The 17,404-nt window shown below is 33.2% G+C and carries 11 protein-coding genes; 1 reads left to right on the top strand and 10 read right to left on the bottom strand.

Annotation, left to right across the window (positions count from 1 at the left end):
• Positions 1 to 17: 17 nt before the first annotated feature.
• The 10 genes from kbl to gdhA form a co-directional block, all read right to left on the bottom strand.
• A complete protein-coding gene (kbl, locus tag B0A65_RS00865; protein ID WP_074660749.1) occupies positions 18 to 1,211 on the bottom strand; it encodes a glycine C-acetyltransferase in 1,194 nt (397 codons plus the stop codon).
• Between the two features lie 71 nt (positions 1,212 to 1,282).
• On the bottom strand, positions 1,283 to 4,441 hold the full coding sequence (locus B0A65_RS00870) for a UvrD-helicase domain-containing protein (RefSeq protein ID WP_074660748.1): 3,159 nt from the start codon (positions 4,439 to 4,441) through the stop codon (positions 1,283 to 1,285).
• A 146-nt stretch (positions 4,442 to 4,587) separates the two neighbouring features.
• Positions 4,588 to 5,184, bottom strand: a complete 597-nt coding sequence (locus B0A65_RS00875; RefSeq protein WP_074660746.1) for a lipoprotein signal peptidase — start codon at positions 5,182 to 5,184, stop codon at positions 4,588 to 4,590.
• Between the two features lie 87 nt (positions 5,185 to 5,271).
• Complete coding sequence (locus B0A65_RS00880; RefSeq protein ID WP_026983623.1) at positions 5,272 to 5,652, bottom strand: TraR/DksA family transcriptional regulator; 381 nt, start codon at positions 5,650 to 5,652, stop codon at positions 5,272 to 5,274.
• 9 nt (positions 5,653 to 5,661) lie between these two features.
• Entirely contained in the window at positions 5,662 to 9,063 is a 3,402-nt protein-coding gene (gene ileS / locus B0A65_RS00885; protein ID WP_074660745.1) for an isoleucine--tRNA ligase, read from the bottom strand.
• Positions 9,064 to 9,193: 130 nt separating this feature from the next.
• A complete protein-coding gene (gene recO, locus B0A65_RS00890; RefSeq protein ID WP_074660743.1) occupies positions 9,194 to 9,907 on the bottom strand; it encodes a DNA repair protein RecO in 714 nt (237 codons plus the stop codon).
• A gap of 84 nt (positions 9,908 to 9,991) precedes the next feature.
• The gene (locus B0A65_RS00895) at positions 9,992 to 11,023 is read right to left on the bottom strand and encodes an alginate O-acetyltransferase AlgX-related protein (RefSeq protein WP_074660742.1); all 1,032 of its coding nucleotides are present in this window, start codon (positions 11,021 to 11,023) and stop codon (positions 9,992 to 9,994) included.
• A 3-nt stretch (positions 11,024 to 11,026) separates the two neighbouring features.
• On the bottom strand, positions 11,027 to 12,460 hold the full coding sequence (locus tag B0A65_RS00900) for an MBOAT family O-acyltransferase (RefSeq protein ID WP_074660740.1): 1,434 nt from the start codon (positions 12,458 to 12,460) through the stop codon (positions 11,027 to 11,029).
• 54 nt (positions 12,461 to 12,514) lie between these two features.
• The gene (porZ, locus tag B0A65_RS00905; RefSeq protein ID WP_074660739.1) at positions 12,515 to 14,797 is read right to left on the bottom strand and encodes a type IX secretion system anionic LPS delivery protein PorZ; all 2,283 of its coding nucleotides are present in this window, start codon (positions 14,795 to 14,797) and stop codon (positions 12,515 to 12,517) included.
• Positions 14,798 to 14,923: 126 nt separating this feature from the next.
• Positions 14,924 to 16,267 carry an NADP-specific glutamate dehydrogenase gene (gene gdhA, locus B0A65_RS00910; protein WP_074660737.1) on the bottom strand — a complete coding sequence of 448 codons (1,344 nt, stop codon included), beginning with the start codon at positions 16,265 to 16,267 and terminating at the stop codon, positions 14,924 to 14,926.
• 324 nt (positions 16,268 to 16,591) lie between these two features.
• On the opposite strand from gdhA, the gene B0A65_RS00915 reads away from it, so the two are divergent.
• Entirely contained in the window at positions 16,592 to 17,383 is a 792-nt protein-coding gene (locus B0A65_RS00915) for a THC0290_0291 family protein (RefSeq protein WP_074660736.1), read from the top strand.
• The last annotated feature ends 21 nt before the right edge of the window (positions 17,384 to 17,404 follow it).

The raw sequence follows: 17,404 nt of genomic DNA on the forward strand, positions 1-17,404 counted from the left end.
ATTATTTAAAATGGGAATTATATAACTTTTAACTTTTGTCCGACAACTTTAAACGCATTTATAGCCTTGTCTAGATGCTCTTTAGAATGGGCAGCTGATAATTGCACTCTAATTCTTGCCTTCTCTTTTGGTACTACCGGAAAGAAAAATCCAATTACGTAAATTCCTTCTTTTAAAAGTTCGTTTGCCATTGTTTGAGATAATTTCGCATCATATAGCATAACTGGTACTATAGCTGAATCTCCATCAATAATGTTAAAACCTGCTTGTTTCATTCCCTCCTTAAAGTAGTTAGTATTCCATTCTAATTTATCTCTTAATGAAGTATCTTTTTCTAATAATTCAAAAACTTTAATAGAAGCTCCTACTATTGCCGGCGCAAGGGAATTTGAAAATAAATAGGGTCTCGAACGTTGACGCAATAATTCAATAATTTCTTTCTTTGCAGTCGTATATCCACCCATTGCACCACCTAATGCTTTACCAAGCGTACCTGTTATAATATCTACTCGCCCCATTACACCTTTTGCTTCCAGCGTACCTTTACCAGTCGCACCAATAAATCCGGCAGCATGACATTCGTCTACCATAACCATTGCATCGTATTTATCTGCCAAATCGCAAATTTTATCTAATGGCGCCACAAGACCGTCCATAGAGAACACTCCATCAGTAACAATTAATTTAAAACGAGCCCCGGCTTCTTTCGCTTTTATTAATTGTTCTTCTAAATCTTCCATATTGCTATTTTCATAGCGATAACGAGCTGCTTTACACAAACGAACCCCATCTATAATGGAAGCATGATTTAAACTATCTGAAATAATTGCGTCATTTTCTCCTAATAACGGTTCAAAAACGCCACCATTTGCATCAAAAGCTGCAGCATATAAGATTGTATCTTCTGTTCCATAAAAATCGGCAATCTTTTTTTCCAATGTTTTATGAATATCCTGTGTTCCGCAAATAAATCGAACAGAAGACATTCCAAAACCGTGCGTATCCATTGTATCTTTCGCTGCCTGAACTACCTCAGGATGAGAAGAAAGCCCTAAATAATTATTGGCACAAAAATTCAAAACCTTTTCTCCAGTAGAAATAGTTATTTCCGCCCCTTGTTCTGAAGTTATGATGCGTTCTTTCTTAAAAATTCCGCTTTCTTCAATTGTTTGCAATTCATTCTGCAAATGCTCTTTAATTTTACCGTACATTTTTACTATATTTAATATGTTAAAAATTAACAACTTACCTCACTTAAGCCGTTAACAACTGATTAATTTTTTCACAAATTTACTACATCGATTTCGGTTCCAATGTATACCAAAGCTCTTTTTAACACTTTGTATCCTAAATCTTCAATCGCATCCTGATACTCTTGAATTTGCTGTGAATATTTAGAATTTATAGCACCCGTTTTATAATCCAACAAGTAGGCCTCTTTGTTCTCAGTCAAAACAATTCGGTCCGGCTTTAAAATCCTTCCTTCTTTCTGAACGATAGTTTGCTCGGTAAGAACATTATTTTTCCCATCAAAACAAACACTTAGCTCGGGATGAGAAACAATTTCATAAAGTGTTTTTAAAACTTTCTCCGTTTGATCAAATGTTATCAACCCATTTTCGATTGCTTTTGTAACCGCCAATTCAACATCTGATTTATCTTTTACAAATGCCAAAATCTCATGAACCACATTTCCATACGAAATTGCCTCTTGCTGATGTGTTCCCCACATCAAAGATTCTTTTTGCGCTATTTTAATGTTTTTCGGATTCAAAACTTCTGAAACAACTGGGATTGTCTTTACCAAATCCAATGTTTTACCAAATGGAGAAAGTTTTGCGCGACTTCCAAATTCGTACTCTAGCTTTTCAGGCTCATAAATTCCTTTGTTTATCAAATATTTAATAAAAAAAGAAGCCATATTACCCGGAAAATCACCATCTTTTCTCTCTTTTATAGTTTGAGAAATAACATACAATTGTTCTTCTGCACGCGTTAGCGCCACATATAAAACATTAATATTATCGAGTAATTCTTCTTGTTTTTTTAAATTAAAAACAGCAGAAGCGCTTTCCCCAAAACCTTCAACAGCACTACTATTATCGATCAAAGCTTTCGGAACACCTAAATCTGAATCTTCCGTGTCAAGCCATAATTTATCTTTTGGCTTTCTGCTATAATCTTCTTCTGCAAAAGGCATAATTACAACAGGAAATTCCAAACCTTTAGACTTATGAATCGTCATAATTCGAACAGCATTATTTCCCTCTGGAGACGGAATACTAAATTTCTCTCCGTTTTTATCCCAGTAACTTAAAAAATCTGCTATACCGGCCTGATTTCTAATATCGCGCTCCAGAACAATATCTAGAAAATATTGTACATAAGCGTTTCCTTCTGACGAAAGAACAAATTTAGAAATGATAATCTCAACTGCTTCATAAAGTGATTTTTTTCGAACATCCTCAAAAGAAAGCGAAACATCAAAAGTTAAGAGCCATTTTTCAAACTCATTTTCATTTCTATACCCCATTCCGGCAGCTATAAAATCATGAATTGGCATATCAAGTTCTTTTGTTGACGCCAGAAAATGAAGAAAATTAGCTTTAGCCTCCAGATCAATACTATTGTTCAGATACTTCAATAAATGAATAATCAAGCGAACTTCTGTTGCGTTCTGAATCATCAAAGTTTCAGATGATAAAAGCGGAATATTTTGTTCCGTCAAATAATTCGCAATAGCAATTCCCTGATCTCTCTTTCGGGTTAAAACTACTATATCCCGATATTCAAAACCATCACGAAGCACTTTCTGAATTGTATTTAAAGTTGCCAAAACATAAAGATCTGATTTTTCAACAACCTCTTCTTCATCAGCAAAATCATTTTTTTCGATTATTGGCAAAAAAGAAATATTTACATATCCTCCCCTTTTTGAATTAGAGTTCTGGTGGCTATGATTTTCATATAAATCTTTATAATCTTCATTAGAAAATTCAGTCGAAATCAACTTAAAAAAAGCATTATTAAAATCAATTACCTCGCTATAACTCCTGTAATTTGTATCTAAATGTTTAATGACCTTTTCCGGATTATTAAACGGATTTGAATCTTTACCTAATTCAATAAATTGTTCTGCTTTTCCTCCACGCCAGCGATAAATAGATTGTTTTGGATCCCCAACAATCATCAGCGTTCCTTTGTTACCAAAATCATCCTGGCCTGAAAGTGCGTTATCAATAAGCGGAATTAAATTTTGCCATTGCATTTCAGAAGTATCCTGAAATTCATCAATGAAAAAATGACGATATCTTTCTCCTAAACGTTCATAAATAAACGGCGCTGGCTGATTCTGAATTTCGCGATGAATGATAGCGTTAAATTCAGAAATAGATAAGATATTTTGTTCTGACTGAATTTTAGCCAACTCATTACTTACCGTATTCAGTAACGAAAGCGGCGTTATATTTTTCAAAAAAGCCTTGTAGAAATCTCTTTTTTCAAAATTTTTATAAATCTTTTCTAAAGTCAAAAGCAGTTCCGGAATAATATTTTCAATCAACGCGCGATCACTTGCCGTTTTATTAATAGCAATATCATCAAATTCGTGAAAAGTTTTATTTCGCGGATTAAACTTTCCTTCGCGAATACTTTCAAGATGATTTGGAAAAGTTCCTCTTGAAAACGATTTTAAATCGATCCCATTTTTATCAATTAAAGCCAAAGCCTGAGCCGCTAGTTCAGCATTTTCTTTTTCTAAGTCAGCACATAAAACCGACATTTTCTTTTTAATGACAACAAATTCCTCAATCGATTTATCATGAAAATGAACAATTTCATTTCGATTGTTTTCATTCAAAACCAACCTTCCAGTTTCCAAAATTTCACGCGAAACATCCCAACTCTTATCATCGTCGGTTTTTTCCATCGTAAAATCAATCAGTAATTTAGTCAACGTTTCGTCCTGACCAGCCTGTGCAATAATTGCATCAACAGCTTCTACCAATAAATTCTCGGTATCCAACGTCACCTCAAAAGTCATTGGTAAATTTAAATCATGAGCAAATGCCCGAATTACTTTGTGCGTGAATTTGTCAATTGTAGAAATATCAAAAGCAGCATAATTATGAATTAAGTGCTTAATAATATTTTGAGATTTGATTTTGATTTTAATTACAGAAAGTCCTGTGTCACGAGACAAGTCTTCCATTAAATCCATGGCTTTCGCTGAAGGTTCGTCTTTGGCAAACTCAGATAAACTTCCAACAATACGGCTTTTCATTTCGTGAACCGCTTTATTGGTAAAAGTTATTGCCAAAATATTACGATAGGCATCATTTCTAGGAGAAGAAAGAATAATTTTAAGATATTCCTTCACCAAAGTATAGGTCTTTCCCGAACCTGCGGAGGCATCATAAATAGAGAAAGACGGACTTTGCATAAGTTTGGCTTTAGTGTTGTAAAAATAGCACAATAAATATCAAATCCCAATAACGCAAAATTCCAAATTCCAATATTTTCATGCAACGAGCACTTTAAATATTGGAATTTGGAATTTATTTATTTTTGACTTTTTAAAAAATAAGCTTAGTGTTTTGGAAATGCCCGTTTATTAAAAACAAGCAAAATACCAACACCTGTAGAAATCGCCATATCGGCAACATTAAAAATAGCATTAAAAAACATAAAATGTTTACCTCCAAAGACAGGCATCCAGGTTGGCAGATTACCTTCCCAAATTGGAAAATAAAACATATCTACAACTAAACCATGAAACCAGGTTCCGTAGGGATGAGGCGAAAAAAGTGTCGCCAGATTATGCGTACTGTCATCAAAAATTACTCCGTAGAAAACAGAATCCAGAATATTTCCGGCGGCTCCGGCAAAGATCAAAGCAATTGCAACAATCAAATAAGTAGAATGGCGCTTTTTAATTGCATCGGCCAACCAATATCCAATTCCAAAAACAGCAAAAATTCTAAAAACGGTTAAAATTAATTTTCCGTATTCTCCAGGAATTTTTGTTCCCCATGCCATTCCTTCATTTTCAATAAAATGAATTTTAAACCAATTGAAAACAGTAACTTCCTCTCCTAAAATAAAATTGGTTTTCACATAGATTTTTGAAATCTGATCAACAAGTAAAACTAAAAATATAAGGAGATACGCTTTTCGTAATGACATTTTATGGGTTTTTGATGCGCAAAAGTAATAATTTAATCAAAAAAAACGCTCCTAAAGGAGCGTTAATTCTTTTGCAATTTGCAAATATTATCGTTGCAAGTTTTTAGCCTCGATACTCATTGTAGCATGAGGAACGATTTTAAGCCTTTCTTTGCTTATTAATTTACCTGTTACTTTACAGATACCATATGTTTTGTTTTCAACACGGAATAATGCGTTTTTTAGATCGCGTATAAACTTTTCCTGTCTGATAGCCAACTGTGAGTTCGCTTCTTTTGACATCGTTTCGCTTCCTTCTTCAAATGCTTTAAAAGTTGGAGAAGTATCATCTGTTCCGTTATTCAAATCATTCATGTAAGCACTTTTTATTAAATCCAGATCGGCTTGTGCTTTTTGTATTTTATTTTGAATTATTTCTTTGAACTCCGCTAAATCAGCATCAGAGTATCTTGTAATTTCATCTATCATTTTATTATATTATTTTGAAATTAATATCACTGTTTTAATATCATCAAACTCAATTTCTGTGCCGCTTTCTAAAGCGTCTACAAAAACCAAATCATCTGTTAATGTCTCAGACTTAATATAGTCTTCATTTTTAAGAATGGCCTCTTCTAACAAACCACTTCTTTTTATTAGAACTTTAATCTTATCGGTTACTTCAAATCCAGAATCTTTACGGATATTTTGAATTCTGTTCACCAATTCTCTTGCGATTCCTTCTTTTTTCAATTCTTCAGTGATTGTAATATCAAGCGCAACCGTAATTCCGTTTGAATTTGCAACCAACCATCCTTCAATATCCTGCGATGTTATTTCGACGTCTTCTAGTGATAAAGTTACAGTTTTTCCAGCAATAACAATATCTAACGTTCCCTGCTTGTCCAACTGATTAATCTGATCTGCCGAAAAAGATTGTATTTCTTTGGAAATCAGCCCCATATCTTTTCCAAAACGAGGTCCTAAAGCTTTAAAATTAGGCTTAATTTGTTTCACCAAGATACCAGAATCATCATCTAAAAGAAGGATTTCTTTCACGTTTACTTCTGCTTTTACAAGCTCAGAAATACCCTCAATTTCAGCTCTCTGATTTTCGTCAAGTACCGGAATCATTACCTTTTGCAAAGGTTGACGAACCTTAATCATTTCCTTTTTACGAAGTGATAAAACCAAAGATGAGATGGTTTGCGCCTTCTGCATTTTGCTCTCTAACGTTTTATTAACAAAGTTTTCGACAAATTTTGGGAACTCAGCCAAGTGAACACTGCTATATTGCTCAGATCCTGTTGAACTCGTTAAATCTCTGTACAATTTATCCATAAAAAATGGAGCAATCGGAGCGCTTAATTTGCTTATCGTTAACAAACAAGTATAAAGCGTTTGGTAAGCTGCAATTTTATCCTGAGCATATTCACCTTTCCAAAAACGACGACGACATAAACGTACGTACCAGTTACTTAAGTTTTCCTGAACGAAGTCAGAAATAGCTCTTGCTGCTTTCGTAGGCTCATAATCTTCATAACATTCATCAACAAATTTGATTAAAGAATGTAATTCAGAAATAATCCACTGATCGATTTCAGGTCTTTCGTTTAACGGGATCTCCGCTTCAGCGTATTTAAACCCATCGATATTCGCATATAACGAAAAGAAGGAGTAAGTGTTGTATAAAGTTCCGAAGAATTTACGACGAACCTCAGCAATTCCTTCAATATCAAATTTTAAGTTATCCCACGGATTTGCGTTTGAAATCATGTACCAACGTGTGGCATCAGGACCATACTCTGCAATCGTTTCAAAAGGATCTGTTGCGTTTCCTAAACGTTTCGACATTTTCTGTCCGTTTTTATCCAAAACCAAACCATTCGAAACTACATTTTTATACGCTACTTTATCAAAAACCAAAGTTCCTATAGCATGTAAAGTATAAAACCATCCACGAGTCTGATCTACACCTTCTGCAATGAAATTCGCAGGAAAATCTTTATTCTCGTCAATTTTATCTTTATTCTCAAAAGGATAATGCCACTGGGCGTAAGGCATTGCTCCTGAATCAAACCAAACATCAATTAAATCGCTCTCACGTTTCATCGGTTGGCCTGAAGCCGAAACTAAAGTTATTTGATCGACAACATTTTTATGTAAATCGATTAAATCATAATTTGTTTCAGACATGTTTCCGATTTCAAAACCTTTGAATGGATTTTCTTTTTGAAAACCAGCTTCGATAGATTTTTCAATCGCATTGTACAATTCTTCAACAGAACCAATAAGAACTTCTTCTTTTTTGTCTTCAGTTCTCCAAATTGGCAACGGAATACCCCAATATCTAGAACGAGATAAGTTCCAGTCGTTGGCATTTTTCAACCAATTTCCAAAACGTCCTTCACCAGTAGACTTAGGCTTCCAATTGATAGTTTCGTTCAGGTCGAACATTCTATCTTTTACATCGGTTACTTTAATGAACCAAGAGTCTAGTGGATAATATAATAACGGCTCATCAGTTCTCCAACTGTGTGGATAACTATGTACGTATTTTTCAACCTTAAAGGCTTTATTTTCTTCTTTTAATCGAATAGCAATTTCAACATCCACAGAACGCTCTGGCGCCTGCCCTGCATCATAATATTCGTTTTTTACATATTTACCAGCTAACTCACCTAAATGAGAAGTGAATTTACCTTGTAAATCTACCAACGGAACAGCAGTTCCGTTTTCATCTAAAACCAACATTGGCGGCACTTCCGGCTTAGCTTCTTTTGCTACTTTAGCATCATCAGCACCAAATGTCGGAGCGGTATGTACAACTCCTGTTCCATCTTCTGTAGTAACAAAATCTCCGGCAATTACTCTAAATGCATTTTCAGCATTTTGATAAGGTAATACATATGGTAATAATTGCTCGTAACGGATCTCTACTAAATCAGCTCCTTTTGCTTCTGCTAATATTTTATACGGAAGTTGCTTGTCGCCATTTTTTACTTTGTCGAAATCAGCATCATCTTCACTTGCAAAAAATCCTTTACCAAATTGTTTTCCAACTAAATTTTTAGCCAAAACAACATTTACAGGCTCAAAAGTATATTGATTGAATGTTTTTACTAGAACGTAATCTATCTTTGGTCCAACTGTCAAAGCGGTATTTGAAGGTAATGTCCAAGGCGTAGTTGTCCAGGCTAAGATGTGAATATCTCCAAAACCTTGTAAAAAGCTTGGTAAAGTTTCAGGTAAAGTTTTGAATTGCGCTACAATAGTAGTATCCGTAACATCTCTATATGCTCCAGGCTGATTTACTTCGTGAGAAGACAATCCAGTTCCTGCTTTTGGAGAATAAGGCTGAATCGTGTATCCTTTGTACAACAAACCTTTATCGTAGATTTGCTTTAAAAGCCACCAAACAGACTCCATATATTTTGGTTTATAAGTCACATATGGATCTTCCATATCTACCCAATAGCCCATTTTCTCGGTCAAATCATTCCATACGTCGGTATAACGCATTACGGTTTTTTTACACGCTTCGTTATACTCTTCGATAGAAATTGTTTTACCAATATCTTCTTTTGTAATCCCAAGTTCTTTCTCGGTACCTAATTCTACAGGCAATCCGTGCGTATCCCATCCGGCTTTTCTTTTTACCTGAAAACCTTTTTGAGTTTTATATCTGCAAAAAATATCTTTAATCGCACGCGCCATCACGTGGTGAATTCCCGGTAATCCGTTTGCTGAAGGCGGACCTTCAAAAAATACGTAAGGTTCTGCTCCTTCGCGAGTAGTTACACTCTTTTCAAATATATTTTCTTTCTTCCAAAAATCAAGAACTTCTGACGCTACTGTTGGTAAGTCAAGTCCTTTGTATTCAGTAAATTTTGTGCTCATTTTATCCTTTTCTTAAACGAGGTGCGAAAGTAAGGAATTTTGAGGAAAATAGATAAAAGATGACAGAAAAAAGAGTACTGAAAGGAAATTTCAGGTATATTCCGCAAAAAAAATTGACGTTTTTGAGGATTTAAGAGAAAACCTCCTTTAAAACCTCTAAAGATTTAGGTCTTTTGAATCCGTCTAAATGAAAACTATAATAATCTATCAGAATTTTCAGTAATATTTGCCTTTCTATCACATGAAAAACTTTCTGATCGTTGTCAAACCTCAGATCAATTAATTTTTTCAGAAGGTTTGTCTCGTGTTCTGTTAAAGAATTTACTCCACTAAAAAGCGTAAAAACACCTTCAATCATTTCAAAATAAGGCAAATCAATTTCAGAAGTATCAGGATAAAAACCAAGATATTTTGTTGCCTCCAAAAGTAAGATTAGATGAAAATTTGCTATTTCATCATGATGATCCAACCAGGTTAGCGCCGTCTCCAAAAACTCGAAAAGCGATTCGTTTTTTTCTTCCTCCTGGATAGAATAATGCAACATCTCTGAAAGAAACATTACAATGGTACTTTTCACTATATCAGTATGAATTGTCTGAAAAGGAACCGCGGTTTTGATTTCCTTAAAATTCTCTAAAGTACCTTTGTTTTTATGCACAGCTTCAATCTCCAAAATAGAAAAAGGCTGAAAATAAGCAATCTTCTGACTTGCCTTTCGATTCGAAAAAGCATCTCGAACAAAATAAGATTTCAGACCACTTGAAAGCGTAAAGCACTTTACAATCAGACTTTTTTCCTGAAATTTTAGGGCTGAAATTACTATTGCTTTGGTTTTGACTTGCATTGCTTTACATTCTAATTCTCCATAATAATGATTTCACCGAATTTAATCCCCTAAAAATCATATATTTATCAGCTTTATATTGGATCAATTTATTGCTTTTTTTATTTCTTCTACTATAATTTTAGAAGCAACTGGAGACCAATGTGTATCATCATAAAAATAAATATCTTTTTTACTTTCTAATTCAGCGGATAAAATTTTCTTTGAATCTATATATACATAATTTTTTTTAAGATTTCCTAAATGATTAAAAAACAATGGTCGTGGAAAAATGGTTTTATCAGCAATATAATCATAATAAAGATCATATTTATCGGGTGCTGGCAAAACAATAAGCTTTATTTTTTTACCTCTAAGCTTATTCGACAAATCATTTAAAACATTATTTAATTTTTGAACTTCCACCACATCATTATTTTCTTCCAAACAAGACAAATCTTTATAAACAAACAATAAATTATTCTCCTTAATACTAAATAAATCATCTCTGGTTAGAACGACATTATAAACATATCTATTGGATAAGTAGTTTTGACTAAAGTAATATCTGAACATTGAAAAAGGAAATTGAATCGTTTTTTTTGAAAAAAAAGCATCTGCATCATCTTCTTTAGAAAGTTTACGATTACGTACTAAATTATCTAATTGAGATGTCATCATTACTTTTGAAGAATCTATCTTTTTTGCGTTAGAAACAAAACTTCTCTCTACATTTTCTAATATAACGTATTCAATATTTTGTTTTTCAAAAAAATCACCATTTAACAATTCATATAATGTCTGAATTTGATTTCCAGAAATAAATCTGTCCATGTGCAAAACACCATATTTTTCTGCAAGATAATTTGTATACCCATAATTACCTTGCTCAGAAAATGAGTCTCCAATAGTTAGGATTTTTTCTGTTTTGTTATTTCTTTTTGAAAATTTATTAAAATAAATTTTACGGGTAAACTCATCATGGAACACATTTCTACATTCTTTGAAAACGTTTGGAAAGCAACCTAACCGTATCAAATCTGGACATTCAGAACTACTGTAAAACAGCGATGTAATCACGTAAAGAAATGCGAATGGAACTACAAATAAGGATGTTTTAAAAATAAATTTTTTCATGAATTAAAACTGAAAATAAATAAATTGTTGCTTCTCACCACTACATAAAAAAATTGCAACTATAATAATATAATAAAATACATATTTAAAACGTGATTCCCATTTTGCTAATTTAGCTAAGGCAAACTCTTCTTCTCTTCCAAACCATTCTATTAAAATAAATATTAAAATTAAAATAAATAAAATTTTAGGTGTAATTACTGGTTTTGAAAATAATGAACCTGAAAATATTTCCGAAATATAACTTAACGCATGTTCTACATTATTTGCTCTAAAAAATACCCACGCAAGAACAGTTAAACTAAACGTTAAAACCATTTGAAAAACTTCTTTAATACTTGGCAAATATTTACCTTGAGCTATGATATCTAAATTATTGCGATTTGTATTAAAAATAATAGACGGCATAATATACAAAGCATTTAAAAAACCCCAAACAATAAAAGTCCAATTGGCTCCATGCCAAAACCCGCTTACTAAGAAAATAATAAAAGTATTTCTAATTTTGATCCATACCCCTCCTTTGCTTCCCCCTAACGGAATGTATAAGTAATCTCTAAACCAAGTAGAAAGAGAAATATGCCATCTTCTCCAGAACTCTGCAATATCTCTTGAAAAATAAGGAAAAGCAAAATTCTTAAGTAAATCTATACCAAAAAGGCGCGCAACTCCTATTGCAATATCTGAATAACCCGAAAAGTCACCATAAATTTGGAACGAAAAAAACACTGCACCTAACAGAAGTGTACTTCCTGAATATTCAACTGAATTATTAAAAATTGTATTAACATATAGGGCACACTGATCTGCAATTACAATTTTTTTAAATAATCCCCATAAAATCTGCCTTAATCCATCAACCGCTTTGTCATAATCAAAACTCCTTTTTTTCTGAATTTGCGGTAAAAGATGAGTAGCTCGTTCTATAGGTCCGGCAACAAGTAAAGGAAAGAAACTCACAAATACAGAATAATCAACAATATTCTTTTCGGCTTTTATTCTGCCTTTATAAATATCAATTACATATGATAAACCGTGAAAGGTGTAAAATGAAATTCCAATAGGTAAGATTACTTTGAATGTCAACGGATTTACATGTAAGCCAATATTAGCGATGGCATCTGCAAATGATTGAACAAAAAAGTTATAATATTTAAAAACACAAAGAAAACCGAGATTTAGAGATATACTTAACCAAAACCAAAAAAATTTTACAGTTTTATTTTTAGATTCTGACATCTTGATTCCTGTAAAATAATCTAATAATGTGGAGAAAATCAATAAAAATAAAAATCGCCAATCCCAACAAGCATAAAAAAAATAACTTGATATAAGCAGTAAGATATTCTGAAGTTTTAATGATTTGTTTGTCGCAAACCAATAGAGAAAAAATACAATAGGCAGAAATATTGCAAAGTTTATGGAATTAAAAAGCATTCTATTTGTTTAAAATTTTATGTTTGATTAATTGTTTTCTATACTTTTAAATCTCTATCGAATAATCATTACTTTTTTAACCTTAGTTTCTCCTCCATCCTGGGCAGAAATAAAAATCATATACACTCCTGATGCTACTTTATATCTTCCAAAAGCAGTGGTATCCCATTCTATTGTTCCGCCTTCTGAAGTGGTTTCATAAACTAAATTACCTTCAATGTCTGTAATTTTAATATTTGCTTTATCAATTAATCCCGCCACTTTTACAGTTCCTGAATAGGTCGGGCGAACCGGATTAGGATATACATAAACATTATTCAAATCTTCATTGGCACCCGTTGCAATTCCTTTAAAAGAAATCATCCCTTTATTTGTTGCAATAAAAACTTCTCCGGTTGCACTATTAATTTTAATATCATTTATAACATTACTTGGTAAAGGCGAATTACTAATCGTAAAATGGTATTTTGTTTCCTCACCATTTGGCGATACCATAAAAACACCTGAATCGGTAGTTCCTATCCATTTATTATTGGCTCCGTCAACCGCAATCGAAGTAATAAATTGCTCATAAAGTAATTCCTGAGCTAAATTATCTTCCATTATAATAATCGGATTTGCTTTTAACTGATTATCATTTTGAAAACTACTTATATTTGACAAAACACGCAATCCTTTTGTCGTTCCAATCCAAAGTTGGTTTTTAGCATCAATTGCGATTGATCTTACATCTGCAATTGGCAAATTTCCCGCATCGACACCAAATGTCATTTTCTTAAATTTATTGGTCGTTTCATCAAAACCAACAACTCCGTCTCTATTTGTTGCGATCCATTTCACACTATTTCTATCAACTACAATGTTGGCATAACTCGAAGCTTCTGCGTTGTCAATAATTGAAGTCATCGAATAACTTCCCCATTGACCATTCGTTTTCAAAACTTTCAATCCGTTTTTGATTCGGCTATTGGTCACCCAAAGATTTCCTGTTTTATCAAAAGCAGTTCCGTTAATTCGGACATCTATATAATTTGGACCTTCAGTCGTAATCGATTCTAAACCGCTGTTTTTTTGATTGTATAAAAACTGCGGAACATCCTCTTCAATTTTTAATAATCCGGAGAAAAACGAACTTGCATAAACTTGTTTTTCATTTGCCGGATTTACAATTATTTTGGTCATCGATTTGGCATCAAAAACTTCAGAATAAGGAATATTCAACCAACCAGCAGTATTATATTTCCCTACACCATAACTATCTAACGGATATGGATTATAAAAGGAATCATAATCACCGTACACTGTCCAAAGTACATTTGGAGTAACATCCAGGGAGAAAATATTATTTCTTGCCGGACCAGTTGGCGTGGTATTCTCAAAAATACCATTACTTAAAAGAGAGGATGAAAACAATCCTTTTTCTTTTGTTCCAATGCAAATTATATCACTAACAGCTGTTGCACAAGTAAAGTTAATCGTGTTATCTAAAACCTGAGTATTAGAAATCTGTCGACTCACAATCATTTGATTGTTATAGATGTACACCATATTCGGAATCGTAATATATAAATTATGATTCTTTGCCCGCATATCTACAGAAGGTTGTGGAAGTTGCAAAAAACCAACAAAATTAACCGAGTTAAATCTATGGATATAACCAACAGTATTAATTGCAATAAGTTCTGTATCTAAAGTTTCTACACTTGACCAATCCCCCGAATTTACCACTATCCATTGATTAAAATCATTTAAATTAGGACTGGTACTATTTGCTTTTCTAATACCACTTGAAGTGGCGGCATAAATAAATCCGTTAAAAAAAGTAGTTTGTTTTACACTGATTTCAGCACCATTATCTCCAATAAAATAAGTATCTCCAAATTGCAAAGTCGTTAAATTAAACTGTACGATTCCAAAATCGCAGGAAACATAAACCAAACCATTATGCTCCATAAAATGATTTATCTTTTTACTATTTGGAGCTAATTGCTTGTTTATAATATCAACTACTTTCAGCATTTTCCCGTCGGTTTGGTTAATTACAATCATTAAACCGTTTTCGTAACCAACTATTGTTTTTTTAAATGCTTCACTATAATATACTGCAGAAATGGTCTGACCAGAAAGTCCGTCGACTGTAGTAGTTGTTTTCGCTGTATTTGTTGCGGCATTTTTAGAAAACAAAGCATTTTCTGAAGCTGCATAAACTGTTGTCGAAGATTCTGAAATATCTTTTATCTCATTAAATGAAAAGTAGCCTTGCCACGACAGATTATTTTGCGCAAAACTAATTTGCATAAAAAGCAGTAACAAAATATAGAGAAACTTTTTCTTCATTATTTAATATTCAGATAGGCAAATATAATACAAACGAAAGTATTTGAATTTTGTTCTTTTACAAATAAAAAATGCCTTCGATTTATCTTTCGACAAATGAAGGCATCCTATAACTAAAACAAATTTTTATACTACTCCTTGTGCAAGCATAGCATCAGCAACTTTAACAAATCCGGCAATGTTCGCTCCTTTTACGTAGTTTACATAACCATCTTCGCCAACACCGTATTTTTTACATTGGTTGTGAATGCCAACCATGATATCTTTTAATCTCAAATCAACTTCTTCACTTGTCCAGTTTAGACGAATTGAGTTTTGCGTCATTTCTAATCCAGATGCTGCAACACCACCAGCATTAGCTGCTTTTCCTGGAGCGAATAACACTTTATTGTCTAAGAATAATTTAATTGCATCTAAGGTAGACGGCATGTTTGCCGCTTCAGTAACACACAAAACACCGTTGTCGATTAATTTTTGGGCATCTTCACCGTTTAATTCATTTTGAGTCGCACATGGAATTGCAATATCAACTTTTACTTCCCATGGGCTTTTTCCTTTATGAAAAACAGCATTTGGATATTTCTGAAGGTAAACCTCTGCTCTGTTATCACCCGTAGCTCTCATTTCAAGCATATGATCGATTTTTTCGCCAGAGATTCCTTCTTCATCATAAATATATCCATCAGGACCAGAAATAGTCAATACTTTCCCTCCTAATTCATTTATTTTTAACGCTACTCCCCAAGCCACATTTCCAAATCCTGAAATTGCCACTCTTTTACCTTTAATGTCATGCCCGATTGTACGCAACATTTGATCTGTAAAATAAACAACTCCGTATCCTGTAGCCTCAGGTCTGATTAATGATCCTCCGTAAGCAATTCCTTTACCGGTTAAAACACCTGTAAATTCATTTCTGATTCTTTTATATTGACCAAATAAATATCCAATTTCTCTTGCTCCAACCCCAATATCCCCTGCTGGTACATCTAAATCAGGACCAATATGACGGCATAATTCCGTCATGAAAGATTGACAAAAACGCATAACCTCAGCATCAGATTTTCCTTCCGGATCAAAATCAGAACCACCTTTTCCACCACCCATTGGAAGTGTAGTCAAACTGTTTTTGAAAACCTGCTCAAAAGCTAAGAATTTCAAAACTGATAGGTTCACAGAGTGATGAAATCTAATTCCGCCTTTATAAGGTCCAATTGCCGAGTTCATCTGAATTCTAAAACCTCTGTTTACAATTATTTCTCCTCTATCGTCAACCCACGGAACTCTAAATATTATAGAACGTTCTGGTTCGGCAATTCTAAGAAGTAAGTTTTTTCCATCGTATTTTTTACGCTCTGCAATAAATGGAATTACTGTTTCTGCAAATTCTCTAACGGCTTGAAGAAACTCTGGCTCGTTTGGATTCTTTGACTCTACAAGAGCCATAAATTCATTTATTTTTTGTTCCATTTTTAAATAAATTATTCAGATAAATTATTTTAATTTTCGCTCAATTAAATAAGAAAATACGTTTAAGAAAACGTTTTCGTTTCAACGTACAAAGATATAACAAAATGCTGATCTAATGTGATTTTTTTTAGATCTCAACATTGAATTGTTAATTTTTCAAACTTTATCTACAATAGCATTTTACACTACTTATTTTACATCAAAACAACCAGCTTAAAGTTAACAAATTAAGTATTTTGCTACTTATTTTTTAATAGACGAATATATTATTTTGAATCGTACATGTTTTTTATATATTTGCCATGATTTGAAAGCCCCCAAAACATGCTTAAACCTATAATACTCACATTATTCGCCTTCATCGGAATTTCAACAACATCGACAGCGCAAGGTATTGCACAAGAAGTAGGAATAGTATTCGGACCTTTGACTTTTCAATCTGATTATGGTCAAAGACATGATTTTAAGACTAATGTTGGAAATACCGGAATTGGAGTTGGAATTGTTCACTTTATCAACTTTTCTGCCAATAACAATCATGAAAGTTTTTTTTCAGAACACTTCAAAGTAAGATCCGAATTATCTTTTAACACAACCAAATTAGAACATTTTGGTGAATGGGTAGAAAGAGAAAAATTCAAAAACCTTGTTCAACATCTTAGAGCAATGCACGGTAGTTCTACACTAGTCAACCTTGGAGCTCAATTGGAATATTCACCGTTCATGAAAATTCATGATTTTGAAAATACAATTGGCGGCTTTAGCCCTTACGTAAGTTTGGGATTTCAGGTTAGTTACTATTCTACTAAAGTTGATTCGAGATTGGGTACATTAGGACTTCCTCAAACTACATTTCCAAAATACTTAACGCCTTCAGACGGTCGTCCCTATGGTTTTTCTAGTGAAAACGGAATAGTTGCTTCGGTTACCGCAGGTATTGGAGTTCACTACAAATTAACAACAATGAGCGATCTTATGTTTGAAGCCCGTTATCAAGGATTCAGTTCTGACTGGGTTGATGGCCTAAACCCAAATAAAGATCTTTATAAAGAAAACAAATCGAACGATTCGCAAGTTTGGTTCAATGTAGGATATATTTATTACTTAGAATTTTAAAGACATCCCCAAATATAAAAT

The organism is Flavobacterium frigidimaris (assembly GCF_002217275.1).
Classification (GTDB): Bacteria; Bacteroidota; Bacteroidia; order Flavobacteriales; family Flavobacteriaceae; genus Flavobacterium; species Flavobacterium aquidurense.